Origin of the sequence: Microbacterium sp. ARD32 (assembly GCF_031844385.1) — a bacterium.
Lineage (GTDB): Bacteria > Actinomycetota > Actinomycetes > Actinomycetales > Microbacteriaceae > Microbacterium.
Genome location: NZ_JAUZVD010000001.1, coordinates 946,448 through 970,590, shown reverse-complemented (window position 1 = coordinate 970,590; position 24,143 = coordinate 946,448). Strand labels below are relative to the sequence as shown.

Genomic DNA, 24,143 nt, shown 5'->3' with positions numbered 1-24,143 from the left:
CGTCCCTCTGGCGCTTGTGCACGCCTTTCGGACTGGGCCCGTGCCCGTGCACTGAGCAGACGGGCGGGTCAGGCGGCGCCGATCAGGGAGTCCGCCTTCGCGCGGGCCCAGGACTCGGCCTCGGCGAGGGTATCGAGCGTGAGCTCCTCGGGTGCGTCGTGCGCCTGGATGACCCGCTCGATCGTGTCGACGATGCCCAGGAACGACAGCCGCCCGTCGTGGAACGCGTGCACCGCCTGCTCGTTGGCGGCGTTGTAGACGGCGGGAAACGTGCCGCCGGCGCGTCCGACGGACTTCGCCAGTGCCACCGCGGGAAACGCGTCCTCGTCCAGGGGCTCGAACGTCCAGCTGGTCGCGTGCCGCCAGTCCAGCGGCCTGCCGACACCGCCCACGCGGTGCGGCCAGTCCAGGCCCAGTGAGATGGGCAGCCGCATGTCAGGCGGCGACGCCTGCGCGATCGTCGAGCCGTCGACGAACTCCACCATCGAGTGCACGATCGACTGCGGGTGCACGACCACCTCGATGTCGTCGTAGGGCACGTCGAACAGCAGGTGCGCCTCGATCACCTCGAGCCCCTTGTTCACGAGGGTGGCGGAGTTGGTGGTGACCATCCGGCCCATGTCCCAGGTCGGATGCGCGAGCGCCTGCGCCGGCGTGACATCCCGCAGCGCCGCCCTGGTGCGCCCGCGGAACGGACCGCCGGATGCCGTCACGACGAGTCTGCGCACTTCGGCTCGCGTTCCCGCGCGCAGCGCCTGCGCGATCGCGGAGTGCTCGGAGTCGACGGGGACGAGCTGGTCCTGCGCCGCCGCAGCGCGCACCAGCTCGCCGCCGACGATCAGCGACTCCTTGTTGGCCAGCGCGAGCGTGCGTCCCGCGTCCAGCGCCGCGAGCGTCGAGCCGAGTCCGATCGATCCGGTGATCGCGTTCAGCACGACATCCGCTTCGACATCGCGCACCAGCTGCTCCGATTCGGCGGCGCCGATGGCGGTGTGCTCGAGATGGAACTGCTCGGCCTGCTGCGCAACGAGCTCGGTGTTGGATCCCGCTGAGATGCCGACCAGCTCGAACCGCCGCGGGTGGGCGCGGATCACGTCCAGGGCCTGCGTGCCGATGGAGCCGGTGGAGCCGAGGACGATGATGCGACGCATGCCGCCAGCCTACCGAGCGCGATGGCGCCGCCGCGGCGGGTCCGCCGCTCGCGGCTCACTCCGCGGCGGCGGTCGCGCTCACTCGGCGGAGGCGGCGAGCAGGGGCGTGGTGCCGAGGATGTCGACCACGAACACCAGCGTCTCCTTCTGGAGCTCGTTCCCGTCGACGGCGCCGTAGCCGTCCGCCGGCGGAATCTCGACGAGCACCTGCGAACCGACCTGCTGGCCCTCCAGCGCCTTGCGGAAGCCGGCGACCACGCCGGTGGTCTGGAACTGGGTCGGCATCGCGTCCCTGCTCCACGAGGAGTCGAACGACGTGCCGTCGCTCCACTTCACGCCCATGTACTGCACCGTGACCAGGTCGCCCGCCGCCACCTTCGGACCGTCGCCCTGCTTCAGCAGGCCGACGACGGTCTCGGTCGGCTTCTCACCACCGGGGATGCTGATCGCGGGCTCGCCGTCCTTCGCCAGCTTCACGGTCGCCATGTCCGCCGGTGCGTCGACGGCTTTGCCGGACGCCGTGGTGGGCAGCTCCTCGAGAGTCTGCATGTACACGACGACGGCCCCCTGGTCGTCCTGACCGGGAAGCGCCAGCACGATGTCGGATCCCACGGGCGCGCATTCGGCGGCGGCGATGAAGACGGGCGACTGGGTCGAGTCCACGATCTGCGGGTTCTGCGCGTTGGAGGGATCCAGGAGCATCGGCAGCACGCCGTCGACACCGCGCTCAGAGGTCTCGACGACCTTGTTGGTGTCGGCCTCGATGACCTGGTAGCGGATCGCGATGAGGTCGCCGGCGTGCACGTCGTCGCCGGAGCCCTTCTTCAGGATGGTGCGCTCCACGCCCTCGAACTTCGTGCCCTTCGGCACCTCGACCTTGGCATCCACTCCCTCCCCGGTGACCTTGATGGCATCGGATCCTGCGCCGGGCTTGGCGTCGACGAGGCACTCGGACGACGAGGTCGGCTCGGGCGATGCCTTCCCCTCGGGAGTGCCGGCACAGCCGGCCAGCAGCAGCGAAGACAGGGTGAGCGTGGCCAGGAGGGCAACGGGACGCAGGCGCAAGATGGGACCTCGGAATCAGTGAAGGGAGGAGTCCATCCTGCCGCATCCGGCTTTGGCGGCGCTGAACGCGAGCGCGCTCGGCGGCATTCCGCGCCGGGCATGCATCGCTCGATAAGCTTTCCGGATGAGCTCTGAGCAGTCGGTCGGGTCCGAGCACGAACCGGAATCGCACACCCCCCGACATGCCGGGTTCAAGTACGCGGTCGGCCGCATGGTCGCGACTCCCCTGGCCCGGCTCATCTACCGGCCCCGCGTCGAGGGGCGGGACAACGTGCCCAGGCACGGCGCGGTGATCCTGGCGAGCAATCATCTGTCGTTCATCGACTCGATGGCCATTCCCGTGGCAGCACCGCGTCCGGTGCACTTCCTGGCGAAATCGAGCTACTTCGAGGGCACCGGCCTGAAGGGCGCGCTCTCACGCGAGTTCTTCACCTCGGTGGGCGCCATCCCGGTGCGCCGCGGCGCAGGGCAGGCCGCGCTGAACGCCCTCGACCAGCAGCGTCAGCTGCTGGAGGAGGGCCTGGCGGTGGCACTGTATCCGGAGGGCACGCGCTCCACGGACGGGCGCCTGTACAAGGGCCGCACCGGCGTGGCGTTCCTGGCCCTGCAGACCGGCGCCCCGGTCGTTCCCGTCGGACTCATCGGCACGGATCGGGTGATGCCTGTGGGCGCGAAGATGCCTTCGCTGACGGAGCGCATCACCGTGCGCTTCGGCGAGCCGATCGATGTGTCCAAGCACGGTCCGGCCACCAGCGGGCGGGCTCGTCGTCTGGCGACCGATGAGATCATGGCCGGCATCCATGCGCTCAGCGGCCAGGAGCTCGCCGACGTCTACAACGAACCTCCCGCGCAGAACCCGATCGACCGGATCAAGCAGGCGCTCCCGCACGAGCGACGCTGATCGTCGCGTCGTGACGCACCGGGAAGTTCACGGAGTTCGCGATGAAGCACCACTCGTGCGCCTGGTCGTGCGCGCGCTGCGCGGCCTCGAGCATCCCGGCATCCGCGACCGTCACCTGCGGGTGCAGCACGACCTCGGCGAACGCGCCACCGCCTCGCCCGTCCTCCCGCATCACGCCGGTCGCCTCGTCGCGGTAGGCGGTCACGACCACCCCGGCCGTGACGCACGCATGCAGGTACGCCAGCAGGTGGCACTGCGAGAGCGCGGCGACGAGCAGATCCTCGGGATTCCACCGGCTGGGATCGCCGCGGAACGGCCGGTCGGCGGAGGCGAGCAGATCGGGCTTGCCCTCGATCGAGACCGTCACGTCTCGCGTGTAGTCGCGGTAGCCGCTGGTGCCGGTCGCACCCGCACCCGTCCAGGTCGTGGTGAGCGCGTAGTGGTGTTCGCCGAGCGGATGACGTGCCATGCCGCCAGTCTCGCATCTCTCGGGGCGCGCGGGCAGTCGCAGTAGGCTGGTGTGGTGCTGGAGACCCTGACTGTCCGAGATGCTGTCGAACTCGCCGTCGTGGAGCGCAGCGGCTTCGTGGAATCCCGCCATGCGGGCGCCGCGGTCGTGCTGTCGCCGGAGGGCGAGGTGATCGCCCAGCACGGCAACCCGGATGCTCTCATCCTGCCGCGCTCAAGCCTGAAACCACTGCAGGCGGTCGCGAGCCTGACCGCGGGAGCCGTGCTCGAGGGCGAGCAGCTCGCGCTCGGCACCGCCAGTCACTCGGGCACCGACCGCCACGCGGAGGTGGTGCGCGAGGTGCTGACGGCAGGCGGCCTGACCGAGGATGACCTGGACTGCCCTCCGGCATGGCCTTCGGATGCCGCGGCGAGGCGCGAGATGATCAGCGACCATGCCGCCGAATCGCGCATCCGGATGAACTGCTCGGGCAAGCACGCGCTCATGCTGCGGGCGTGCGTGGCCACCGGCTGGCCGACCGAAGGCTATCTCGCGCCCTCGCACCCGCTGCAGGTGCACATCCGCGACGTGATCGAGCGGCTCACGGGTGAGAAGGTCGCGCACACCTCGGTCGACGGCTGCGGCGCGCCGGTGCACGCCATGACACTGACCGGCCTGGCCCGGGGCATCCATCGCATCGGCTCCGCCTCGGAGCGCTCGCCGTTCGCCCTGCACCGCGTCGCCGGGATGCTGGTGCGCGCCGTGCGTGAGAATCCGTGGACCATCGCGGGACCGGGCGAGCCCGACACGATCGCGATCGAGACGCTCGGGGTCTTCGCCAAGGGCGGGGCGGAGGGCGTCATGGTGATGGTCGCCCCGAACGGCGCGACCGTCGCACTGAAGATGCTCGACGGCAGCGGTCGCGCGGCGACCATCGTGGCGGCGACGCTGCTGGCACGCGCCGGCGCACTGACCGACGCGGATGTCGCGACGCTCGCCGCGGCGCTGCCGCTGGCCATGCTCGGCGGCGGCAGCCCGGTGGGCGCCATCCGCGTCGCGCCGGGCATCTGACGCTCGGTCGAGCACTGCGCGGTGGGCTCAGCCGAGCAGCACTCGCCGCGGCATCCGGCCGCCGATGACGCTCCAGGCCCTGTCCGCGTGCAGACGCGCATAGGGCGGCAGCTCGCGAACACCGGCGAGCTGACGCAGCTCGCTCGCGCACTCGGCGGCGACCACCAGCTCGCCGCCGCTGCGGATGCCCTGCAGCAGCGCCCACTGTGAACGCCACTCCTCCGGATCCCCGACGATCACCGCCGGCGCCTCGGCGGGCACGTCCGCCGCCTCCGCCGGAGGGACGAGCCGGTGTCCGGGGTGCGCCCGCGCAAGCACGGCCCTGGCCGCGTCGACCGCTGACGTGATCACGCCCGTTCGCACCGCGGAAGGCCGCCAGGGCTCGTTCTGCTCGACAGCCACCGGATCACGCCCTGCGACGTCGGGAGCGCACAGCTGCACCTCGCGTCCGTCCAGCAACGCCCTCCCGTCGGGCCGCTCCCGATCGAATGCGCCCGGATCCCCGCCGGCCGCGATGTGCTCCACCTTGCTGGTCAGGCGCAGCAGGGCGCGTCTGGGCAGCGCGTCGATCAGTCGCCCGACGGGCCCGGAGACCCGCGACATGGTCACCACCACCCTGCCGGGTGCGCGCACGATGCTCTCCCAGCGGCTGAGGAACAGCTGCGCGTGCTCGGGCGGGTACTGCGCGGTCAGCACGTCCAGGTCGTCGCAGAGCACCGTCCCGCGGAATCCCGCGCTCAGCCGCTCGACCGCGTCCCAGGCCGCCTCCGGGTCGCCGGGGACGATGACGGCGTCGGACAGCTGCTGCGCGAGCATCGCCACCGCGCTGCTCTTGCCCGAGCGGGGCCCGCCGATGATCGACAGTCCGTCGGCGGCACCGAGTCGCACCCACGGCTGCCGCTGACGCTCGGGCTCGTCGGCCAGGCCGATGGTCACCTCGGCGACGCCGTGCCGCGTGGACCGCAGCTCGACCTCCTGTCGTACGGCACCGGAGGGCAGTGCCAGGCGCGCGGGCAGCGGCGGCAGCCAGGGGCTGCGCTGCGGCTCCCGCCGCTCCCAGGCCCGCTGCACGCCGGCGATGTCCGCGTCCTGCGTGAGCGCGACGCGCACGGCGGCCGCGTCCGCGTCCCGCGGCCGGCGCACGAACGCCAGTCCCCGGGAATCGGGTCCTCCCGGCAGCGCCGCGGCATCGTCGGATCCGATCACGAACCGGCTGTCGGCGGATTCGGCGACCCGAAGGCTGATCCGCAGCGGGCAGTTCGCCGCGAGAGCATCCCGGATGATCCCGCTCGCCCGCTGTGTGGCCAGCACGAGGTGCATGCCGAGTGCGCGTTCGCGCGCCGCGACGTCGGTGAAGATCGCGCCCAGATCTGGATGCTCCTGCAGCAGCGCGGCGAACTCGTCGACCACGATCACCAGCCGCCCGAGCCCCGGGCAGTCGGCCACGTCCCGCGCGCCCGCATCCGCGAGCACGCCCTCTCGACGACGCAGCTCGGCGGTGAGACTGCCCACGCCCCGGCGGGAGCCGTCCGCGTCGAGATCGGTGATGACGGCGACCACGTGCGGAAGCCTGCGCAGCGGATCGAACGCCGAGCCGCCCTTGAAGTCCACGAGCACGAAGGCGAGCTCCTCGGGCGGATGCGCGGCCGCGAGCCCGGTCACCCAGCTGATCAGCAGCTCGCTCTTTCCTGTTCCCGTCATGCCGGTCACGATCGCATGCGGTCCGTCCGCGACCAGGTCGACGGTCGCCTCCCCGCGCTCCCCGCGTCCCAGGGGCGCCGACAGACCGTCGGGTGCGGCGGTCCTGAGCTCATCGAACCCGACGCGGTCCGGCAGCGTCGCCTCCCCTTCCGTGCGGGCGGCGAGCCGCTCGCCGATGAGAATCGCCTGCTGCGCCGAGAGCGCCTCGATCGCGAGCTCCTCGTCGCCGTCGGGCGTGCGTATGCGCCCTCGTGAGGGATCCACGCAGTCCAGCACCGTCGTCACGCCCTCCGGCGGCTCCTCTCCCGGGCCGCGGACGCACACCACGGCATCCGCCCGCTCCTCGCTCTCTCCGACCGCCAGCCGGAAGGCGGAGCGCTGACGCCCGGCGTGCGGCATCGACTCGAGCGACCAGCGCGGCAGCGCCTCCCCGGCGATCATCAGCTGAGAGGGGCCGAAGCGCAGGCACAGCTGCGTGACGATCGCGCGCGCCACGGCGGCGGCGACCGGCTCGGCCGCCCGGATGCAGATCCCGCCGCCCAGCGCCCCGAGACCGGGGCGTCGTCCAGCCGGCCCGCTCGCGCGCGGAACGCCCGGGACCGCTCGTCGTCTCCTCCGCGAGCCTGCACGCGGCTGACGCGGGAGCCGCGGCCGAGCACGACCGCGGTCGCGCGATCCGGGGCGTCGGCGCCGCGCAGCGGCGGCTCGAGGAGGCATTCGGCGACTCCCGGCTCGCGCCGCCACGCGGCGGCGTGCTCCTGCGTGTGCAGTTGCTCCAGCTCGGCGTCCGCGCGCTGCCAGGCGGCATCCACCTCCGCCTCACCGCGGCGGCGATCCCTGCGGCGAACGCGCAGGCCGTCCAGGTACGACGCGATCAGCATCAGAGGGCCGAGTGCGGCGAAGCAGAGCGCGAACAGCGAGCCGGTGACCAGCCACAGCACGACGCCGGCGATCACCGGGACGATCGCGGCCATCAGCGGGAGCGACGGGCGCCTCGTGTCGGCCGGCGCGGCGGGAAGGACGATCGTGGTGGCATCCATGCCCACCATTGCACCGCACGCCGGCATGCCGATCCGGCTTATCCACAGGCCGAGCGGATCATTCCCCGGAATCGTCGATTGTGGAGGAGGAATCGTCGATTGCAGAGGTGGACTCGTCGGCTGCGGACGACGACTCGTTCAGCGCGACGCGCACGACGATCAGCGTGACGTTGTCGCGTCCGCCGTTCTCCAGCGCGGCATCGAGCATGGCGTCGACGGCGGCACCCGGATCGTCGTGCTCGCGCAGGAAGTGCAGGATGCCGTAGTCGGTGAGCTCCTTCGTGAGCCCGTCGGAGCAGATCACCAGACGGTCCCCGTCGCGCAGGTCGAGACTCACGTAGTCCGGCGGCACCAGCTCGCTGGCGCCGACAGCGCGGGTGATCACGTTGCTGTAGGGATGCCCGTCCGCCTCTTCCGGGCTGATCTTGCCCGATGCGATCAGCTCCTGCACGACGGAGTGATCGGTGGTGACCTGCGTCAGACGGTCGTCACGTGCGAGGTAGACGCGCGAGTCCCCGATGTTCAGCACCGTCCACCGTGCGGACCCGTCGTCGGTGCGATCGAGATACGCGCCGGTCAGGGTGGTGCCGGTGCCCTCGTCGGTCGTCTCGGGATGGTCATGGATGTCGTCGACGGCGCGCTGCAGTGCGGCTTGGATCGCTGCATCCGACACCTCGCCTTCGGCGACCATCTCCTCCAGGCGCGCGATCGTGCTCTGGCTGGCGATCTCTCCGCCGGCATGGCCGCCCATCCCGTCGGCGATGACGAACAGCGGGAAGCTGACGAGGAACGCGTCCTGATTGTTCTCGCGGCGTCTCCCCCGATCGGTCACGCCCGCCCAGGAGAGCTGCAGCTCGTCGCTGACGCGATGCGTCTGCGTGGTGGTGTCAGGCACGGGTGATCTCCGTAGCGTGGGCGGGTGCGGGGGCATCCGCGGGATTCTGATTCATCGTAACGGTCGCCGGCTCACATCGCCGACGCCGGATCCTCCGGAAGCGGGAAGAGCCCGTCGATCTCCGCCAGCTCCGCGGCCGTCGGCTGCCATGCGTCGGCGGCTGCGGCGTTCGCCTCGACCTGCTCTGGGCGCGTCGCACCGGCGATCACGCTGGAGACACCGGGCTGGGCGAGCAGCCACCCGAACGTCGCCTGCAGCATGGTGATGCCGCGCGCTTCGCAGAACGCCTGATAGGCCTCGAGCGCATCCCAGGGCGCATCCGCCCAGATGTGCCGGCGCGTGTCCATGATGCGGCTGCCCTCCGGCCCGCCCTCGCGGCTGAACTTGCCGGTGAGCAGGCCGTTCTTCAGCGGGAAGAACGGGAAGAAGCCCAGGTCGTAGCGGTTCACCGCGGGGAGCACCTCGCGCTCGGAGGCGCGCGCCAGCAGCGAGTAGTGGTTCTGGGCGGAGATGAACCGCCCCGTCGACCGTGCGCGAGCGGTGAACTCGGCCTCGGCGATCTGCCAGCCGTCGAGATTCGAATGGCCGTAGTAGCGGATCTTCCCCTCGTCGACGAGCTCGTCGAGGGCGTCGATCGTCTCGGCGATCGGAGTCTGCGGGTCGGGCAGGTGCAGCTGGTACAGGTCGATCCAGTCCGTGCGCAGACGGCGCAGGGACTGCTCCACGGCGAGCCGGATGTAGCGTCGCGAGCCGCGGCCGCCCGGGAAGTCGTAGCCCATGTCGCGCTCGTGCCCGAACTTCGTCGCGAGCACCACCCGATCGCGGCGTCCTTCGAGGACCTCGCCCATCAGCTCTTCGCTCCGGCCCGCCTCGGCGCCGTACATGTCCGCCGTGTCGAAGAAGAAGACGCCGTTGGCGAGGGCGGCATCGATGACGGCCCGAGTGCCTTCGATCGTCTCGGTGACGGTGCCCGCGCGACCGAAGTTGTTGCAGCCGAGTCCGGTGGCGGAGACGACGAGACCGGATGCGCCGACGCGACGCTGCGATGTTGCCATGCATCCCACACTATCGGTGCGCGCGGACCTCGACTCCGCCGGTCGTCGCCCGCACTCGGGAGCGGGCGACGGAAAGGCCCCCGATCTGCGGATCGGGGGCCTCTGCGCCGGTCAATCGGAGTGCGTCACTCGGGGCGCGGCGGCGTGCCTTCGCCCGGCGCTGCCGGCGGCTCGGCCGCGGGCGGCTCGGTCGCGGGCGGAGCCGGTGGCGTCGACGGGGGCGCGGCGGGCGGCGGGACCGGGGCGCCGGGGGCACCGGGGGCACCGGGCGTCGCAGGCGGCGGCACCGGAGCGCCGGGCTGAGGAGCGCCGTACCCGGGCACGGGAGCACCGTATCCGGGCTGGCCCGGCTGAGCCGGGTAACCGGGCTGCGCGGGGGCGCCGTACCCGGGCTGGCCAGGCTGAGCCGGGTAACCGGGCTGCGCGGGGGCACCGTAACCCTGCGGAGCACCGTAGCCCTGCGGAGCACCGTAGCCCTGCGGGGCGCCGTAGCCCTGCGGGGCGCCGTAACCGGGCGCGGGGGCGGCGTTCGGCTGAACCGGGATGCCGTCCCACACCGTGCGGTCGCCGAGGAAGGCGTTGCCCGCCCACGAGGCCGCGGGGATGTTGGGGTTCCAGCGGGAGGAGTCGAACGCGAGGATGCCCTCCCACACGATGCTGAGGAAGATGAACAGGACGACCCAGGCGCCCTCCTTCTGCAGCTTCTGACCGATGCGGTACGCGGCGATGATCGTCAGGACGCCGAGCGCCAGCATGAACAGGTAGCCGATGAGGATCCAGCTGAGCAGCACCGCGCCGCCGATGGCGTAGAGCACCAGCCACGGGCTGAGGTCACCGAGCTTGAAGAAGACCATCATGTTGTAGACGGGCACCCAGGCGCGCCACTTGCCCTGCACGCCGGCCTTCTCGAAGATCTTCATCAGGAAGATCGAGCTGAGGACGTAACCGCCCGCCGCGATGATCAGCCAGACGAACAGCGCGCCGAGAATCACGGCGACGCTCGGCCCGTAGTAGTCGATGTTTGGATCCATGAGTCCCTCCGGATCGGCAAGGCGTCCGGGCGGACGCGGTTTCACCCTAGCCAACACGCGGCGTGCGGGGCAATCACTCCGTCTCGACGACGAGTTCGAGCACGCCAGGGCCGGATGCCTCGCGAAGCGCGATTCCGCGAGCGTCAGCCCATGTGAGCAGCGCGCGCATGCTCTTCACCCTCGGGCGTGTCTCGGCCAGTGCGCGCACCAGCTCCCCCTTGGCCCGCTTGTTGAAGTGGTTCAGCGCCCGGCCCGTCCCGGTGACCACCCGCACATACACGGCGGGAACGGATGCCGGGACGGGGCCGAGCGCGACGTAGGCCTCGCTGCGCAGATCGAGCACGAAGTCCGCATCCGACAGCGCGGCGCTGATCGGTGCGCTCCAGTGCCGCCGCAGCGCCGCCAGTCCAGGGAGGGAGGCGCCCGCTGCCAGCCGGTACACCGGGATCGGATCGAGCGCGCCGACCGGCCCGAACGGCGCGGAGTGGATGAGAGCGTGGCGTCCGAGCCAGCGGCGCGCCGCCTGATCCAGCCCGGCGGAGTCGAGCGCGTCGTACAGCACGCCGGTGTAGCGGTCGATCGCCGCCATCGTGGGTGCTGTGCGCAGCATCCGATTGTGCTCGATCTCGCCGAGCTGCCGATCGCTCAGTCCCAGCACCCGCTGGGCGATCGCCGGATCGGCGGACAGCGCGATCAGTGCGTCGACCACCGCTTCACGCTGGGGCGCGAGCGACGGCAGTGCGAGTCCGGCGATGTCCAGCGGACGCGGGCGCCCGCCGGACCGCTTGGTCTCGGATGGGGGAAGAAGGATCCTCATATGCTCACCGCAGACGGAGACGTCCGCCTCGACTCGCCCCGAAGAGCAGTCGAGACGGACGTCTCAGGAGAAGAAGTCAGGCGACCAGAGCGGCGTTGCCCGCCACGATGGTCAGGGCGTCGCCCTCCATGGAGACGAAGCCGTCCTGCGCGTTGGCGAGCACCTTGGAGCCGTCGGCCCGCGTGATGCGGACCTGGCCCTCGGCGAGGATGGCCAGCACCGGTTCGTGCCCGGCCATGAACCCGATCTCGCCCTCGACGGTCTTGGCGACGACGAGCGTCGCCTCTCCCGCCCAGACCTCCGCGTCGGCGGAGACGAGACTGACCTGCAGAGCCATGGTCAGCCGTTCTCCTTCTGGATGCGCGCCCACGCCTCTTCGACATCGGAGATGCCGCCGACGTTGAAGAACGCCTGCTCGGCCACGTGGTCGAAGTCGCCGCGGCAGATCGCGTCGAACGACTCGATGGTGTCCTTCAGCGGCACCGTCGAGCCCTCGACGTTGGTGAACTTCTTCGCCATGTAGGTGTTCTGCGAGAGGAACTGCTGGATGCGGCGTGCGCGCGACACGACGATCTTGTCCTCCTCGGAGAGCTCGTCGACACCGAGGATCGCGATGATCTCCTGCAGCTCCTTGTTCTTCTGCAGGATCTGCTTGACCGTGGTGGCGACGCGGTAGTGGTCCTCGCCCAGGTAGCGCGGGTCCATGATGCGCGACGTCGACGTCAGCGGGTCGATGGCCGGGTACAGGCCCTTCGACGCGATCTCACGGCTGAGCTCGGTCGTCGCGTCGAGGTGGGCGAACGTCGTCGCGGGCGCCGGGTCGGTGTAGTCGTCGGCCGGCACGTAGATCGCCTGCAGCGAGGTGATCGAGTGACCACGGGTGGAGGTGATGCGCTCCTGGAGGAGACCCATCTCGTCGGCGAGGTTCGGCTGGTAGCCCACGGCCGAGGGCATGCGGCCCAGCAGCGTGGAGACCTCGGAACCGGCCTGCGTGAAGCGGAAGATGTTGTCGATGAAGAGCAGCACGTCCTGCTTCTGCACATCGCGGAAGTACTCCGCCATGGTCAGGGCCGACAGCGCGACGCGCAGACGCGTCCCCGGCGGCTCATCCATCTGACCGAAGACCAGGGCGGTCTTGTCGAAGACGCCCGCCTCCTCCATCTCGTGGATGAGGTCGTTGCCCTCACGGGTGCGCTCACCGACGCCGGCGAACACCGACACACCACCGTGATCCTGAGCGACGCGCTGGATCATCTCCTGGATGAGGACGGTCTTGCCGACGCCGGCGCCGCCGAAGAGGCCGATCTTCCCACCCAGCACGTACGGGGTGAGGAGGTCGATCGACTTGATGCCGGTCTCGAACATGGTGGTCTTCGACTCGAGCTGGTCGAAGTTCGGGGCCTTGCGGTGGATCGGCCAGCGCTCGGTGATCTCGATCTGCTCGCCGGGCTCGGCGTTGAGGACCTCGCCGATCACGTTGAAGACCTTGCCCTTGGTGACGTCGCCGACGGGCACCGAGATGGCGGCGCCGGTGTCGCGCACCTCCTGGCCGCGGACGATGCCGTCCGTGGGCTTGAGGGCGATCGCGCGGACCAGGTCGTCGCCGAGGTGCTGAGCGACCTCGAGCGTGATCTCGGTGGAGTCCTCGCCGATGACGATGGTGGTCTTCAGCGCGTTGTAGATGTCGGGGATCGAGTCGTGCGGGAACTCGATGTCGACAACCGGACCGTTGACGCGTGCGACGCGCCCGACGACCGCGGTCGCGGGCTGGTCAGCCGTAGCGGTGGGGGTCATTTCTTCGTCTCTTTCCTGAGGGTCTGTCAGCTGGATGCCAGTGCGTCGGCGCCGCCGACGATCTCGGCGATCTGCTGGGTGATCTCGGCCTGACGCGCGTTGTTGCGCAGGCGGGTGTAGTCGGTGATCAGCTTGTCGGCGTTGTCGCTGGCCGACTTCATCGCCTTCTGCGTCGCGGCCTGCTTGGCGGCCGCGGACTGCAGCAGCGCGTTGAACACGCGGCTCTGGATGTAGACCGGGAGGATCGCATCCAGCACGGTCTCGGCATCCGGCTCGAACTCGTACAGCGGGTAGACGGTGCTGCCCGCCTCCGAGTCATCGGCCTCCGCGATCTCCAGCGGGAGCAGGCGCACGTTCTCCGGCGACTGCGTCATCATGCTGACGAAGCGGTTGTACACGAGGGTGATCTCGTCCACGCCGCCCTCTTCGCCGCCACGGGAGAACGCGTCCAGCAGGGTGTGCGAGATCTCCTCGGCGGTGTGGAAGGACGGCGTGTCCGTGTCGCCGGTCCACTCCGCCGCCGAGGCGATGCCCCGGAACTGGAAGTAGCCGACGGCCTTGCGGCCCACCAGGTAGAACACCGGCTCCTTGCCCTGTTCGCGCAGGAGCTCGGCCACCTCGAGGGCCTCACGGAGGACCTGCGAGTTGAAGGCTCCCGCCAGGCCGCGGTCCGACGAGAAGATGACGACCGCGGAACGGCGGATCCTCTCGGGCTCGCGGGTGAGCGGATGGTCGACGTTCGAGTGCGTCGCGACGGCGGACACAGCCCTCGTCACGGCCCGCGCGAAGGGGCTGGACGCCTTGACGCGTGCCATCGCCTTCTGGATGCGCGAAGCCGCGATGAGTTCCATCGCCTTCGTGATCTTCTTGGTCGTCTGAGCAGAAGAGATCTTCTGCTTATAGACCCTGAGTTGAGCGCCCATGAATCAGTACCTCACGCGATTACGCGCGACGACCCTTGACGATCTTCTCCTGGTTGACGTCGTCCGCCTCGGCGGCGGCGTGCTCCTCGTGGCCCGGGGCGCCGATGGCGTGACCCTTGCCGCCCTGGAACTCCAGAAGGAAGGCGTCGGTCTGCTTGTCCAGCTCGGCGACGGTGTCGTCGTCGAGGACGTTGGTCTCGCGCAGCGTGTCGAGGATCGACGTGTTGCGACGCAGGTAGTCGAGCAGGTCGCGCTCGAAGCGCAGCACATCCTCGACCTCGAGCGTGTCCAGCTTGCCGTTGGTGCCGGCCCAGATCGAGACGACCTGCTCCTCCACCGGGTACGGCGAGTACTGCGGCTGCTTGAGCAGCTCGGTCAGGCGCGCACCACGAGCCAGCTGACGACGCGAGGCGGCGTCGAGGTCGGACGCGAACATCGCGAACGCCTCCAGCGACCGGTACTGCGCGAGCTCGAGCTTCAGCGTTCCGGAGACCTTCTTGATCGACTTGACCTGAGCGTCGCCGCCGACTCGGGAGACCGAGATGCCCACGTCGACAGCGGGACGCTGGTTGGCGTTGAACAGGTCGGACTGCAGGAAGATCTGACCGTCGGTGATGGAGATCACGTTGGTCGGGATGTACGCCGAGACGTCGTTCGCCTTGGTCTCGATGATCGGGAGGCCCGTCATCGAGCCGGCGCCGAGCTCGTCGGACAGCTTCGCGCAGCGCTCCAGCAGACGGGAGTGCAGGTAGAAGACGTCACCGGGGTAGGCCTCGCGCCCCGGCGGGCGGCGCAGCAGCAGCGACACGGCGCGGTACGCCTCGGCCTGCTTGGACAGGTCGTCGAAGACGATCAGCACGTGCTTGCCGTCGTACATCCAGTGCTGGCCGATGGCCGAGCCGGTGTACGGGGCGAGGTACTTGAAGCCCGCGGGGTCGGAGGCAGGAGCGGCCACGATGGTGGTGTACTCCAGCGCGCCGGCGTCCTCGAGGGCGCCCTTCACCGAGGCGATGGTCGAGCCCTTCTGGCCGATCGCGACGTAGATGCAGCGCACCTGCTTGTCGACGTCGCCGGACTCCCAGTTGGCCTTCTGGTTGATGATCGTGTCGATCGCCAGCGCGGTCTTGCCGGTCTGACGGTCGCCGATGATCAGCTGGCGCTGACCGCGGCCCACGGGGATCATGGCGTCGATCGCCTTGACACCGGTCTGCATCGGCTCGTGCACGCTCTTGCGCTGCATCACGCCCGGCGCCTGCAGCTCGAGCTCGCGCACGCCGTCGGTGGCGATCTCGCCGAGGCCGTCGATCGGGTTGCCGAGCGGGTCGACCACGCGACCCAGGTAGCCGTCGCCGACGGGCACCGAGAGCACCTCGCCCGTGCGGGTGACCTCCTGGCCGGCCTCGATGCCGGTGAAGTCGCCCAGGACGACCACGCCGATCTCGTGCTCGTCCAGGTTCAGTGCCAGGCCCTTGGTGCCGTCCGCGAACGTGACGAGCTCGTTGGCCATGACGCCCGGCAGCCCTTCCACGTGCGCGATGCCGTCGGCGGCGTCGATGACGGTGCCGACCTCGGTCGCGACCGCGCCGGTGGGCTCGTAGGCGGCTGCGAAGTTCTTCAGCGCGTCACGGATGACGTCGGGGCTGATAGCTAGTTCTGCCATTGTCTTCCCTTTGTGTGTCTGGTGAGCGCGGTTCCCCGCGCCAGTCTGTGTCAGCTCGCGAGCTTCTGACGGAGCTCGGCGAGTCGGGCGGAGATGCTGCCGTCGATGACGTCGTCGGCGATCTGCACGCGCAGTCCTCCGACGACCGTGGGGTCGATCACCTGGTTCACGGAGATCTCCCCGCCATAGCGGCGCGCGAGAGCGTCACGCAGACGCGTCTCCTGTGCGGCGGCGAGCGGAGCGGCCGTGAAGACGGTCGCGACCGAGCGGTTCGCCTGCGCGGAGACGATGTCGATGGCCCGGCGCAGGAGCTGGCGCACGCGGCGCTCGCGCGGCTGCCGCACGAGGGAGGCCGCGATGAGCACGGTCGCAGCGGATGCCGAGGATCCCAGCACGTTCTCGACGAGGGCGGCCTTGGCCGCGGAATCGCCGAGCCGGCTGCCGAGAGCGAGCTCGAACTCCGGGTTCGCCGCGACGACGCGGGAGAACTCGAAGAGCTCTCCTGCGACGTCATCCTCCGCAGCGGCCACGGCTGCCGCGCGGATCGCGAGCTCCTCGACGCCGTCGATGAGATCGGACGCGCTGGACCAGCGCTCACCGGCCACCGTCGTCAGCAGCGCGCGCACCGGGGCGGATGCTCCGGTGAACACGCTCGAGACCAGTGCGGTGCGCGCCTGAGCAGACGCCGTGGGGTCGGCGAGCGCGCCGCTCAGCTGGGCCGAGTCCCCCAGTGCGCGGGCGGCTGCGAACAGCTCGGACGCACTGTCCAGATCCAGACCCGACGCCGCGGCAAGCGCCTGCGTGGATGCCGCGAGTGCCTGAGTGGTCGCGCTGCCCATTACTTGGCCTTCTCGAGGTCGGCCAGGAAGCGGTCCACGACGGCCGTCGCGCGGCTGTCGTCGGTGAGGGTCTCCCCCACCACGCCGCCGGCGAGATCGATCGCGAGCGTGCCGACCTCGCTGCGCAGCGACACGAACGCCGCCTGGCGCTCCGCCTCGATCTGCGTGTGCGCGGCCGCGGTGATGCGTGCGGCCTCCGCAGCTGCGGTGTCCTTCGCCTCGGTGACGATCTTCTTGCCGTCCTCACGGGCGGCGTCGCGGATCTGTCCTGCCTCGGTGCGCGCATCGGCGAGCTGACGGGTGTACTCGTCGAGAGCGGCCTCGGCCTGCTTCTGCGCCTCGTCCGCCTTCGCGATGTTGCCCTCGATCGCCGCGGAGCGCTCATCGAGCATCGCGGTGAGTCGGGGAAGTGCGACCTTCCAGACCACCGCGAGGATGATGACGAACCACAGCAGCGACCAGACGATGTCGTACCAGGCAGGGATCAGCGGGTTGGGCGCCTCTTCCGCTGCCAGGTTCGTGACAAGAGCGTTCAGCATCCTGTCTCCTTCAGAAGTCGCTGCGAATTACGGGAAGGGGATGAATCCGACGGCGATGCCGACGAATGCAAGAGCCTCGGTGAAGGCGATACCGATCCACATGAGGACCTGCAGGCGACCGGCGAGCTCGGGCTGGCGAGCGACGCCCTCGATGGTCTTGCCGACGACGATGCCCACACCGATGGCCGGGCCGATGGCGGCGAGGCCGTAGCCCACTGCCGCGAGGTGACCGTTGATGTCAGCGAGAACCGTAGTTGCGTCCACGGGATTGTTTCCTTTCGGTTTTGAGTCAGCCGGAGGGCCGACCCGTTCAGTGCTCTTCTGCGACCGCGAGCTGGATGTAGATCGCGGTGAGGACGGTGAAGACGTAGGACTGCAGGACGACGACGAGGACCTCGAAGATCGTGAACGCGCCGCCGAAGGCGAGGGTTCCGATACCGAGTGCGGCCCAGCCGCCACCTGCGGTGAACATGAAGAAGGCGGTCGCCGAGAAGCAGAGCACGAGGATCATGTGCCCGACGACCAGGTTCATCATGAGCCGGAGCGTGAGCGTCACCGGACGGATGATGAAGGTCGAGATGAACTCCAGCGGCGTCACGATGATGTACACCGGCCACGGCACGCCCGCCGGGAACAGCGAGTTCTTCCAGAAGCCGAGCGGGCTCTTCTTCATGCCGGCGTAGATGAAGGTGACGTAGCTGATGACCGCGAGCGTCAGCGGCACGGCGATGATCGCGGTGCCGGGCATGTTCAGGAACGGGACGATGCCGGTGATGTTCATGAACAGGATCATGAAGAAGATCGTGACCAGCAGCGGGGCGAACCGCTCCCCGTCCTTGCGGCCGAGCAGATCGTGGGCGATGCCGTTGCGCACGAAGCCGACGCCCATCTCGACCAGGCTCTGGAACCGGCCGGGCACGATCTGCATGCGCCGCGTTCCCAGCCACAGGATCAGCACGACGGCGATGACCGAGATCAGCTGGATCAGGTGGATCCGGTGCATCGGGATGACGCCGAAGACGTTGAACAGGATGTCCGGGAAGAAATCGCCCATGGACGGGCCATGGAACTCACCATCACCGGCAGTCGGACGAAGGATCAGTGTCGCAACGGGATTCAACAGCGCGGGCTCCAGCTTCGGGTCACCGGTCAGGACCGGGGCGACGAGGGACGGTGTGCATCAGCGCAAGCGCTCGCAGGACGAGCGGCGGGCACGGGTCAACACTACCAGACTCGATTGCGGCCCGACGTCGCCGCAGGCAGGCTCATTCGCACCCGCGTCACTCGTCGTCGGGATCGACGGCGGGCAGCTCGACGTCGCTGACGTGCGGCAGCCTCATGCGCATCAGCACGACCACGTCCACCACCAGGGACATCACGATGCCCGCGACCAGGGAGAGGAAGAACACCAGTGGTTCGATCCAGGGCTGTCCGCGGAGCACGATCATCAGCACGACGAACACGCCGATCTTGAGCAGCCAGCCGCCCAGCACGATCGCGAAGAACAGCTGGACGTACAGCGGGTCGCCGAACCAGCGGTTGGCGAACAGGATGCTGCCGGCGGTGATGCCCAGGAAGACGAACGCCAGCAGCACGCCGGCCAGTCCGCTCCACAGTCCGTTCCTGCCGGAGACGGCGAACCCGATCCCCGCCGCGACGACGGCGAGCACGGCGGCGAGGCCGGCGGACCAGATCAGCGTGCGGCGCAGGATGGGAGTGCTGGATACGGGGCTCGGTGTCATCGGGGCTCCAGGTGCTGGGCGGGCGCGGCGATCCGCGCGGGTTCATCGGACGGCGGGGGTTCCGCGCGCGGCGGACGGCGATGCGAGGGCATCAGGGTGACCACCAGGCAGGCCGCCGAGCCGAGGACCGTGAACACGATCCCGACGACGTAGCCTCCCGGCCAGTCCTGCCGGGTCGCGATGTACATCAGCAGGACGCCCAGCGAGATGACGGCGGTCCACGCGTAGAACACCAGCACCGCATCGCGGTCGCGATGACCGAGGTCCAGCATCCGGTGATGCAGATGCTTGCGATCGGGGGCGAACGGCGACTTTCCGGCGCGCATGCGGCGGAAGACGGCCAGCCCGAAGTCGAGCAGCGGCAGCATCACGATCACCAGCGGCAGCACGATCGGGATGAACGCCCCGAGCAGCTGCGAGCGACCGAACTTGGACGGATCGAAGGCGTTCACGTCGCCCTGCGTGGTCACGGCGATCGCCGAGGTGGCCATCAGCAGTCCGAGCACGAGGGCCCCGGAGTCGCCCATGAAGATCTTGGCCGGGCTCCAGTTGAACGGCAGGAAGCCGACGCACGCGCCGATCAGCACGGCGGCGAGGAAGGTCGCGAGGTTGAAGTAGCTCGTGGCGCCGGAATCGCGGGTGAGGATGTACGAGTAGACGAAGAAGATGCCGTTCGCGATCAGGCACACTCCGGCCACGAGTCCGTCGAGGCCGTCGATGAAGTTCACCGCGTTCATGACCACGACGATCGCGACCATCGTGATCGAGATGCTCACCCACGGCGAGACGAGGATCATGTCGCCGACCGGCAGCGAGAGCACCTGAAGGCCGCCTCCGGCGGTGATGATGCCGGCGGCGAGGAACTGCGCGGCGAGCTTGATCATCCAGTCCAGATCGAACAGGTCGTCGATCACGCCCACGACGGCGATCAGCGCGGCGGCACCCAGGATCGCCCACAGCGTCTGCGGCGGCGACCACATCCGCTCGAAGAACGGGTTGGCCGCCGAGATCAGGACCGCGCACGCGATCCCGAGGAACATGGCGACGCCCCCCAGCCGCGGCTTGGGGGTCTTGTGCACGTCGCGTTCACGGATGCCGGGGTAGAGCTTGAACCGCATGCTCAGGCGCCACACCGCCCACGTCAGCGCCAGGGTGATCGACGCCGTGAGGATGATCGTGAACAGGTACTGCTTCACTCTTCGTCAACCGGGCTCTCGCCGTCGGCGGCGGGCTCGAGCAGGTCGCCCAGCACCGCCTCGAGCTGCTCGCGGGTCACTGCGCCGTCGCGCAGGATGCGCACCGTCGGCGTCTCGTCGGCGGATGCGCCGACCAGTGAGGTCGCGTCCACGATCGTGGACGGGATGCCGTTCTCGCTGTACCCCTCCTCGAGGTAGACGGCGACGGAGTCGCCGAGCATCTCCTCCGCATCAGAGGCGATGATCGCGGCCGAGCGACCCGTGAGGTTCGCGCTGGAGACGGCGAGCGGACCCGTCTCGGCCAGCAGCTCGAGGGCCACCCTGCGGTCGGGCATGCGCACCGCCACGGTCCCCCTGGTCTCGCCCAGGTCCCAGGTCAGCGACGGCTGCGCCGGCAGCACGATGGTCAGCCCCCCGGGCCAGAACTCGTCGATCAGCTTCTGCACGGCATCCGGCACCGCCTCCACCAGTGCGGCCATCATCTCCTGGCCTGCGACCAGCACGGGCGGCGGCATCTCGCGACCCCGGCCCTTCGCGTCGAGCAGCCGCTGCACCGCGGCGGGCGAGAACGCGTCCGCGGCGATGCCGTAGACGGTGTCGGTGGGGAGGACGACGAGCTCGCCGCGGGCGATGGCCTGGCGGGCGTGACGCATGCCCGCGAGGATCTGGGCGTCGTCACGGCAATCGAAGACAGTTGACATGGCGTGCCCATTCTACGGTGGTGGCCTGCGCGCGCGCCGTCGCTCTCAGCGGTTCAGCGGTTCAGCGGCTCAGCGCTGTCGTGGCGCGGTCGCGCCTGGTGAGATCCTCGTGGGTGGCGGTGGAGCGCCAGCCGTCTGCCGCCAGCAGATCGCGGATCTGCGCCCCCTGGAGTTCGCCGTGCTCGAGCACGAGCAACCCGCCCGGATGCAGCAGGCGCTGCGCGCGGCGGCTGATCACCCGGATCACGTCCAGCCCGTCCGGTCCGGCGTAGAGCGCCTGGGCCGGGTCGTGCAGGCGCACCTCCGGATCGCGCGGGATCGCGTCGTCGGGCACGTAGGGCGGGTTGGAGATGACGACGGATGCCGTGCCCGCGAGCCGCTCGAAGGCGGTGGCCAGATCACCGAGCTCGAGCGTGAGATTCTCGGCATCCGCGGTGTTCCTCGCCGCCCACGCGTGCGCCTCGGGCGAGCGCTCCACCGCGAACACCCGCGCGTGCGGGACCTCGGTGGCCATCGCCAGGGCGATCGCGCCGCTGCCCGTGCCCAGATCGATCGCCACCGGCGCGGGAGACGCGCTCTCCATCAGCGCGTCGATCGCGATCTGCACCACGGTCTCGGTCTCCGGGCGCGGCACGAAGACGCCGGGGCCCACCGCCAGCTCGAGATGCCGGAACGCCGCGACACCGGTGAGGTGCTGCAGCGGCTCACGCGCCGCCCGCCGCGCCGCCAGTGCGTCCAGGCGGGCGGCATCCTCCTCGCCGATCTCGCCGCCGCGGACGGCGGCGGCCTGCAGCTCGCCCCGGCTGATCCCCAGCACGTGGGCGGTCAGCAGCTCGGCATCCACCATCGGGTCGGGCACCCCGGCGTCGGCGAGCCGGTGCGCGACGGCGTGCAGGCGCGCGGAGAGGGAATCGGGCATCCTCCCAGCGTAGGCGCGACGACCGCCCGGACACATTCGGCGGCCTCCGGGTGGGCTGGTCGTAGGCTGAACACGCTGCTCACTTCGACACCCTTCGACGAAAGGCCCGCCATGGCCGGCATCCACTCCGACATCACCACCGCGTTCGGCAACACCCCGCTGGTCAGGCTGAACCGCGTCACCGAGGGCCTGAGCGCGACGGTCCTCGCGAAGCTGGAGTTCTACAACCCCGCATCGAGTGTCAAGGACCGCATCGGCATCGCGATGGTCGACGCGGCGGAGGCCTCCGGTCAGCTCAAGCCCGGCGGCACGATCGTCGAGGCCACCAGCGGCAACACCGGCATCGCGCTCGCGATGGTGGGCGCCGCGCGCGGCTACAGGGTGATCCTGACCATGCCCGGCTCCATGTCCAAGGAGCGGCGCGTGCTGCTGCGCGCGTTCGGCGCCGAGATCGTGCTCACCGACCCGCACAAGGGCATGACCGGATCGATCGACGTGCTCAAGGAGATCCTCGCCGAGAACCCGGATGCGGTGTGGGTGCGACAGTTCGAGAACGAGGCGAATCCGAAGATCCACCGCGAGACGACCGGGCAGGAGATCCTGCGCGACACGGACGGGAACGTCGACATCCTGGTCGCCGGGGTCGGCACGGGCGGCACGGTCACCGGCGCCGGTCAGGCGCTGAAGGAGGCGAAGCCGGACGTGCAGGTGATCGCCGTGGAGCCCAAGGACTCCCCCGTGCTCAGCGAAGGACATCCCGGTCCGCACCGCATCCAGGGGATCGGACCGAACTTCGTTCCCGACGTGCTCGATCGCGAGCTGCTCGATGAGGTCTTCCCGGTGGAGTACGAGGACTCGCTGCGCACGGCGCGCGAGCTGGCCGCCAAGGAGGGGCTCCTGGTCGGCATGTCCGCGGGTGCCGCGGTGTGGGCGGCGCTGAAGGTCGCCGACCGGCCCGAGAACGCGGGCAAGACGATCGTCGTGGTCGTCCCCGACACCGGTGAGCGCTACATCTCCACCGCGCTGTTCGAGGATCTGCGCGACAAGCCGAAGGCCTGACGGATCTTGAGATGAGCGCCCTCTCCCGGATGCGCGAGGACATCGCGGCCGCCCGGCGCCGTGACCCCGCCGCACGCAGCGCGCTCGAGATCGCCGCGCTCTACCCGGGCCTGCACGCCGTCTGGGCGCACCGGGCGTGGCATGGGCTGTGGCGGCGGGGGCTGCGGTTCCCGGCGCGCCTGGGCTCGCAGCTCACGCGCTGTCTGACCGGCATCGAGATCCATCCCGCAGCGCGGATCGGCAGACGGCTGTTCATCGATCACGGGATGGGTGTGGTCATCGGCGAGACCGCCGAGATCGGCGACGACGTGATGATGTACCACGGCGTGACACTCGGGGGACGCACCAGGGACGCCGGCAAACGGCATCCCACCCTGGAGGACGGCGTGGCGGTCGGCGCCGGCGCGAAGATCCTGGGACCGGTGCGCGTCGGCGCGCGTTCGGTCATCGGCGCGAACGCGGTCGTCACGCGGGATTCACCGCCGGACAGCGTGCTGGTGGGGATGCCGGCCAAGGCCCGGCCCCGCGACGCCGACGAGAGCGTGAAGGCGCTGCTCTCCGCCCCCGACTACTCGATCTGACCCGCCGCCCGAGCGCGCGTCTATGTGGCGCTTCGTACCCAGAATCCCGTGCGTTCGGGGCGCAACGCGCCACATAGACGGGCTGGGACGGGGGCGGGACGGGCTGGGAGCGTCAGCGCGTGATCGCGCGGTCACGGGCCGCACGAACGCGCCGGACCGCCTCGGCGCGATCGCGATAGACATGCTGAGAGGTCAGCCGGACGACATCCCACCCCGCCTCGGCATACGCCTGGTACTTGTCGATATCGCGTTGCAGCTGCTGCCGAGTGAGATGCCCATCGCTCTCATACTCGATCGCGATCTTCAGTTCGGGATAGGCCAGTTCGCTGCATCCGAGGAACCTTTCGCGCTGGTCGTGCACATCGAAGTCCAGCGCCGGCTCGGGCAGGTGCGCTTCGCGCAGGATCAGCCGGATCTGCGTCTCGGGAGGCGAGGCGGCGCCGTCGCGCGCCAGATCCAGCGCGCGACGCAGCCGCGGCGCCCCCGGCCTTCCCTTGCGCTCCGTCAGAACGCGGAGCTCATCGCGGGTCGCGAGAGCCGCGCCCACCGCCGGTCGGAATCCTCCGGGATGCCGCGGCGTGCGCAGCAGGTAATCTGCCGCTGCGACCAGAGCTTCCTCCGGCAGGACACCTCCCAGAGTCGCCCAGGTGCTCGCCGGATCCGTGAGCGGAAGCCCTTCCAAGCTCGTCACATGGATGAAACCACGCGTGAACTTGTGGCCGATGACGCGTGGGCGCCGCGGAGCCCGCCGCGGCCGGTGGATGCCGACGTGGAGCACGCTGTCCGGCCAGCACCAGGGTGGTAGAGGGATGCCCCAGGCCACCGCGGCGCTCTGGCCGCAGAAGAACCCACCGTCCGTCATCACGGGGCGGTACCCGCCCATGAGGCGGAGATGCTCTATTCGCTTCTGCGTCCATTCGTCCGGCGGATCGGATGCGTCCGACGGATCGACGTGGTCCGGCAGATCGCATCTCATCCGGGAGCCGCGGAAGGGGATGCTCAGATCCCGCCCGCG

At 69.9% G+C, this 24,143-nt stretch carries 26 protein-coding genes; 4 read left to right on the top strand and 22 right to left on the bottom strand.

All coding sequences use genetic code 11. The features are described 5' to 3' along the window. Positions 1-68: 68 nt before the first annotated feature. Positions 69-1,151 carry a 1-deoxy-D-xylulose-5-phosphate reductoisomerase gene (gene dxr / locus Q9R19_RS04510; RefSeq protein ID WP_311255140.1) on the bottom strand — a complete coding sequence of 361 codons (1,083 nt, stop codon included), beginning with the start codon at positions 1,149-1,151 and terminating at the stop codon, positions 69-71. Positions 1,152-1,229: 78 nt separating this feature from the next. After that, positions 1,230-2,216, bottom strand: coding sequence for an FKBP-type peptidyl-prolyl cis-trans isomerase (locus tag Q9R19_RS04505; RefSeq protein ID WP_311255139.1), 987 nt, complete (start codon positions 2,214-2,216; stop codon positions 1,230-1,232). 124 nt (positions 2,217-2,340) lie between these two features. Between Q9R19_RS04505 and Q9R19_RS04500 the strand changes: the two genes are divergently transcribed. Continuing rightward, on the top strand, positions 2,341-3,117 hold the full coding sequence (locus Q9R19_RS04500; RefSeq protein WP_396653445.1) for a lysophospholipid acyltransferase family protein: 777 nt from the start codon (positions 2,341-2,343) through the stop codon (positions 3,115-3,117). On the opposite strand, the gene Q9R19_RS04495 is transcribed toward Q9R19_RS04500, so the two are convergent. Beyond that, a complete protein-coding gene (locus Q9R19_RS04495) occupies positions 3,086-3,586 on the bottom strand; it encodes an OsmC family protein (protein WP_311255138.1) in 501 nt (166 codons plus the stop codon). The two genes, Q9R19_RS04500 and Q9R19_RS04495, sit on opposite strands and share 32 nt — an antisense overlap. 54 nt (positions 3,587-3,640) lie before the next feature. Here Q9R19_RS04495 and Q9R19_RS04490 point away from each other — a divergent pair, with 54 nt between their 5' ends. Beyond that, the gene (locus tag Q9R19_RS04490) at positions 3,641-4,636 is read left to right on the top strand and encodes an asparaginase (RefSeq protein ID WP_311255137.1); all 996 of its coding nucleotides are present in this window, start codon (positions 3,641-3,643) and stop codon (positions 4,634-4,636) included. A 27-nt stretch (positions 4,637-4,663) separates the two neighbouring features. On the opposite strand, the gene Q9R19_RS04485 is transcribed toward Q9R19_RS04490, so the two are convergent. The 18 genes from Q9R19_RS04485 to prmC all read right to left on the bottom strand — a co-directional run bounded on the left by Q9R19_RS04485 (position 4,664) and on the right by prmC (position 21,488). Next, the gene (locus Q9R19_RS04485; protein ID WP_311255136.1) at positions 4,664-6,832 is read right to left on the bottom strand and encodes an FtsK/SpoIIIE domain-containing protein; all 2,169 of its coding nucleotides are present in this window, start codon (positions 6,830-6,832) and stop codon (positions 4,664-4,666) included. After that, a complete protein-coding gene (locus Q9R19_RS04480; RefSeq protein WP_311255135.1) occupies positions 6,778-7,377 on the bottom strand; it encodes a hypothetical protein in 600 nt (199 codons plus the stop codon). Before Q9R19_RS04480 ends, Q9R19_RS04485 begins: the two co-directional genes overlap by 55 nt. 58 nt (positions 7,378-7,435) lie before the next feature. Continuing rightward, the gene (locus tag Q9R19_RS04475; RefSeq protein WP_311255134.1) at positions 7,436-8,272 is read right to left on the bottom strand and encodes a protein phosphatase 2C domain-containing protein; all 837 of its coding nucleotides are present in this window, start codon (positions 8,270-8,272) and stop codon (positions 7,436-7,438) included. A gap of 71 nt (positions 8,273-8,343) precedes the next feature. Further along, positions 8,344-9,327, bottom strand: coding sequence for an aldo/keto reductase (locus Q9R19_RS04470; RefSeq protein ID WP_311255133.1), 984 nt, complete (start codon positions 9,325-9,327; stop codon positions 8,344-8,346). Positions 9,328-9,452: 125 nt separating this feature from the next. Beyond that, positions 9,453-10,358 carry a DUF5684 domain-containing protein gene (locus Q9R19_RS04465; RefSeq protein ID WP_311255132.1) on the bottom strand — a complete coding sequence of 302 codons (906 nt, stop codon included), beginning with the start codon at positions 10,356-10,358 and terminating at the stop codon, positions 9,453-9,455. 73 nt (positions 10,359-10,431) lie between these two features. Further along, positions 10,432-11,175, bottom strand: coding sequence for a peroxide stress protein YaaA (locus Q9R19_RS04460; RefSeq protein WP_311255131.1), 744 nt, complete (start codon positions 11,173-11,175; stop codon positions 10,432-10,434). 76 nt (positions 11,176-11,251) lie between these two features. Next, a complete protein-coding gene (locus Q9R19_RS04455) occupies positions 11,252-11,512 on the bottom strand; it encodes a F0F1 ATP synthase subunit epsilon (protein WP_311255130.1) in 261 nt (86 codons plus the stop codon). Between the two features lie 2 nt (positions 11,513-11,514). Then, positions 11,515-12,969, bottom strand: coding sequence for a F0F1 ATP synthase subunit beta (gene atpD, locus Q9R19_RS04450; protein WP_311255129.1), 1,455 nt, complete (start codon positions 12,967-12,969; stop codon positions 11,515-11,517). 26 nt (positions 12,970-12,995) lie between these two features. Then, entirely contained in the window at positions 12,996-13,892 is an 897-nt protein-coding gene (locus Q9R19_RS04445; protein ID WP_311255128.1) for a F0F1 ATP synthase subunit gamma, read from the bottom strand. Positions 13,893-13,911: 19 nt separating this feature from the next. After that, positions 13,912-15,552, bottom strand: coding sequence for a F0F1 ATP synthase subunit alpha (gene atpA / locus Q9R19_RS04440; protein ID WP_311255127.1), 1,641 nt, complete (start codon positions 15,550-15,552; stop codon positions 13,912-13,914). A 50-nt stretch (positions 15,553-15,602) separates the two neighbouring features. After that, positions 15,603-16,391: a F0F1 ATP synthase subunit delta gene (locus Q9R19_RS04435; RefSeq protein WP_311255126.1), complete on the bottom strand. Its 789-nt coding sequence runs from the start codon at positions 16,389-16,391 to the stop codon at positions 15,603-15,605. After that, a complete protein-coding gene (locus tag Q9R19_RS04430; RefSeq protein ID WP_311255125.1) occupies positions 16,391-16,930 on the bottom strand; it encodes a F0F1 ATP synthase subunit B in 540 nt (179 codons plus the stop codon). The genes Q9R19_RS04435 and Q9R19_RS04430 overlap by 1 nt, the downstream gene beginning before the upstream one ends. A gap of 27 nt (positions 16,931-16,957) precedes the next feature. After that, positions 16,958-17,194, bottom strand: coding sequence for an ATP synthase F0 subunit C (gene atpE / locus Q9R19_RS04425; protein ID WP_067198640.1), 237 nt, complete (start codon positions 17,192-17,194; stop codon positions 16,958-16,960). 46 nt (positions 17,195-17,240) lie between these two features. After that, positions 17,241-17,984 (bottom strand): F0F1 ATP synthase subunit A, encoded by a 744-nt coding sequence (gene atpB / locus Q9R19_RS04420; protein ID WP_311255124.1) that lies wholly within the window; start codon positions 17,982-17,984, stop codon positions 17,241-17,243. Positions 17,985-18,210: 226 nt separating this feature from the next. Next, a complete protein-coding gene (locus Q9R19_RS04415; RefSeq protein ID WP_311255123.1) occupies positions 18,211-18,672 on the bottom strand; it encodes a hypothetical protein in 462 nt (153 codons plus the stop codon). Continuing rightward, positions 18,669-19,868 (bottom strand): MraY family glycosyltransferase, encoded by a 1,200-nt coding sequence (locus tag Q9R19_RS04410; protein WP_311255122.1) that lies wholly within the window; start codon positions 19,866-19,868, stop codon positions 18,669-18,671. The genes Q9R19_RS04415 and Q9R19_RS04410 overlap by 4 nt, the downstream gene beginning before the upstream one ends. Continuing rightward, entirely contained in the window at positions 19,865-20,569 is a 705-nt protein-coding gene (locus Q9R19_RS04405; protein WP_311255121.1) for an L-threonylcarbamoyladenylate synthase, read from the bottom strand. Before Q9R19_RS04405 ends, Q9R19_RS04410 begins: the two co-directional genes overlap by 4 nt. A gap of 61 nt (positions 20,570-20,630) precedes the next feature. Then, positions 20,631-21,488: a peptide chain release factor N(5)-glutamine methyltransferase gene (gene prmC / locus Q9R19_RS04400; RefSeq protein ID WP_311255120.1), complete on the bottom strand. Its 858-nt coding sequence runs from the start codon at positions 21,486-21,488 to the stop codon at positions 20,631-20,633. Positions 21,489-21,599: 111 nt separating this feature from the next. Between prmC and cysK the strand changes: the two genes are divergently transcribed. Further along, the gene (cysK, locus tag Q9R19_RS04395) at positions 21,600-22,547 is read left to right on the top strand and encodes a cysteine synthase A (protein ID WP_311255119.1); all 948 of its coding nucleotides are present in this window, start codon (positions 21,600-21,602) and stop codon (positions 22,545-22,547) included. Positions 22,548-22,558: 11 nt separating this feature from the next. Then, positions 22,559-23,128 (top strand): serine O-acetyltransferase EpsC, encoded by a 570-nt coding sequence (gene epsC / locus Q9R19_RS04390; RefSeq protein ID WP_311255118.1) that lies wholly within the window; start codon positions 22,559-22,561, stop codon positions 23,126-23,128. A gap of 112 nt (positions 23,129-23,240) precedes the next feature. On the opposite strand, the gene Q9R19_RS04385 is transcribed toward epsC, so the two are convergent. Then, the gene (locus Q9R19_RS04385) at positions 23,241-24,011 is read right to left on the bottom strand and encodes a hypothetical protein (protein ID WP_311255117.1); all 771 of its coding nucleotides are present in this window, start codon (positions 24,009-24,011) and stop codon (positions 23,241-23,243) included. Between the last annotated feature and the right edge of the window lie 132 nt (positions 24,012-24,143).

Coding starts and splice junctions, on each gene's coding strand:
- dxr (WP_311255140.1), bottom strand. CDS start 1,151: ATGCGTCGCATCATCGTCCTCGGCTCCACCGGCTCCATCGGCACGCAG.
- Q9R19_RS04500 (WP_396653445.1), top strand. CDS start 2,341: ATGAGCTCTGAGCAGTCGGTCGGGTCCGAGCACGAACCGGAATCGCAC.
- Q9R19_RS04495 (WP_311255138.1), bottom strand. CDS start 3,586: ATGGCACGTCATCCGCTCGGCGAACACCACTACGCGCTCACCACGACC.
- Q9R19_RS04480 (WP_311255135.1), bottom strand. CDS start 7,377: ATGGATGCCACCACGATCGTCCTTCCCGCCGCGCCGGCCGACACGAGG.
- Q9R19_RS04470 (WP_311255133.1), bottom strand. CDS start 9,327: ATGGCAACATCGCAGCGTCGCGTCGGCGCATCCGGTCTCGTCGTCTCC.
- Q9R19_RS04465 (WP_311255132.1), bottom strand. CDS start 10,358: ATGGATCCAAACATCGACTACTACGGGCCGAGCGTCGCCGTGATTCTC.
- Q9R19_RS04460 (WP_311255131.1), bottom strand. CDS start 11,175: ATGAGGATCCTTCTTCCCCCATCCGAGACCAAGCGGTCCGGCGGGCGC.
- Q9R19_RS04455 (WP_311255130.1), bottom strand. CDS start 11,512: ATGGCTCTGCAGGTCAGTCTCGTCTCCGCCGACGCGGAGGTCTGGGCG.
- atpD (WP_311255129.1), bottom strand. CDS start 12,969: ATGACCCCCACCGCTACGGCTGACCAGCCCGCGACCGCGGTCGTCGGG.
- Q9R19_RS04445 (WP_311255128.1), bottom strand. CDS start 13,892: ATGGGCGCTCAACTCAGGGTCTATAAGCAGAAGATCTCTTCTGCTCAG.
- atpA (WP_311255127.1), bottom strand. CDS start 15,552: ATGGCAGAACTAGCTATCAGCCCCGACGTCATCCGTGACGCGCTGAAG.
- Q9R19_RS04435 (WP_311255126.1), bottom strand. CDS start 16,391: ATGGGCAGCGCGACCACTCAGGCACTCGCGGCATCCACGCAGGCGCTT.
- Q9R19_RS04430 (WP_311255125.1), bottom strand. CDS start 16,930: ATGCTGAACGCTCTTGTCACGAACCTGGCAGCGGAAGAGGCGCCCAAC.
- atpB (WP_311255124.1), bottom strand. CDS start 17,984: ATGGGCGATTTCTTCCCGGACATCCTGTTCAACGTCTTCGGCGTCATC.
- Q9R19_RS04415 (WP_311255123.1), bottom strand. CDS start 18,672: ATGACACCGAGCCCCGTATCCAGCACTCCCATCCTGCGCCGCACGCTG.
- Q9R19_RS04405 (WP_311255121.1), bottom strand. CDS start 20,569: ATGTCAACTGTCTTCGATTGCCGTGACGACGCCCAGATCCTCGCGGGC.
- prmC (WP_311255120.1), bottom strand. CDS start 21,488: ATGCCCGATTCCCTCTCCGCGCGCCTGCACGCCGTCGCGCACCGGCTC.
- cysK (WP_311255119.1), top strand. CDS start 21,600: ATGGCCGGCATCCACTCCGACATCACCACCGCGTTCGGCAACACCCCG.
- epsC (WP_311255118.1), top strand. CDS start 22,559: ATGAGCGCCCTCTCCCGGATGCGCGAGGACATCGCGGCCGCCCGGCGC.
- Q9R19_RS04385 (WP_311255117.1), bottom strand. CDS start 24,011: ATGGGCGGGTACCGCCCCGTGATGACGGACGGTGGGTTCTTCTGCGGC.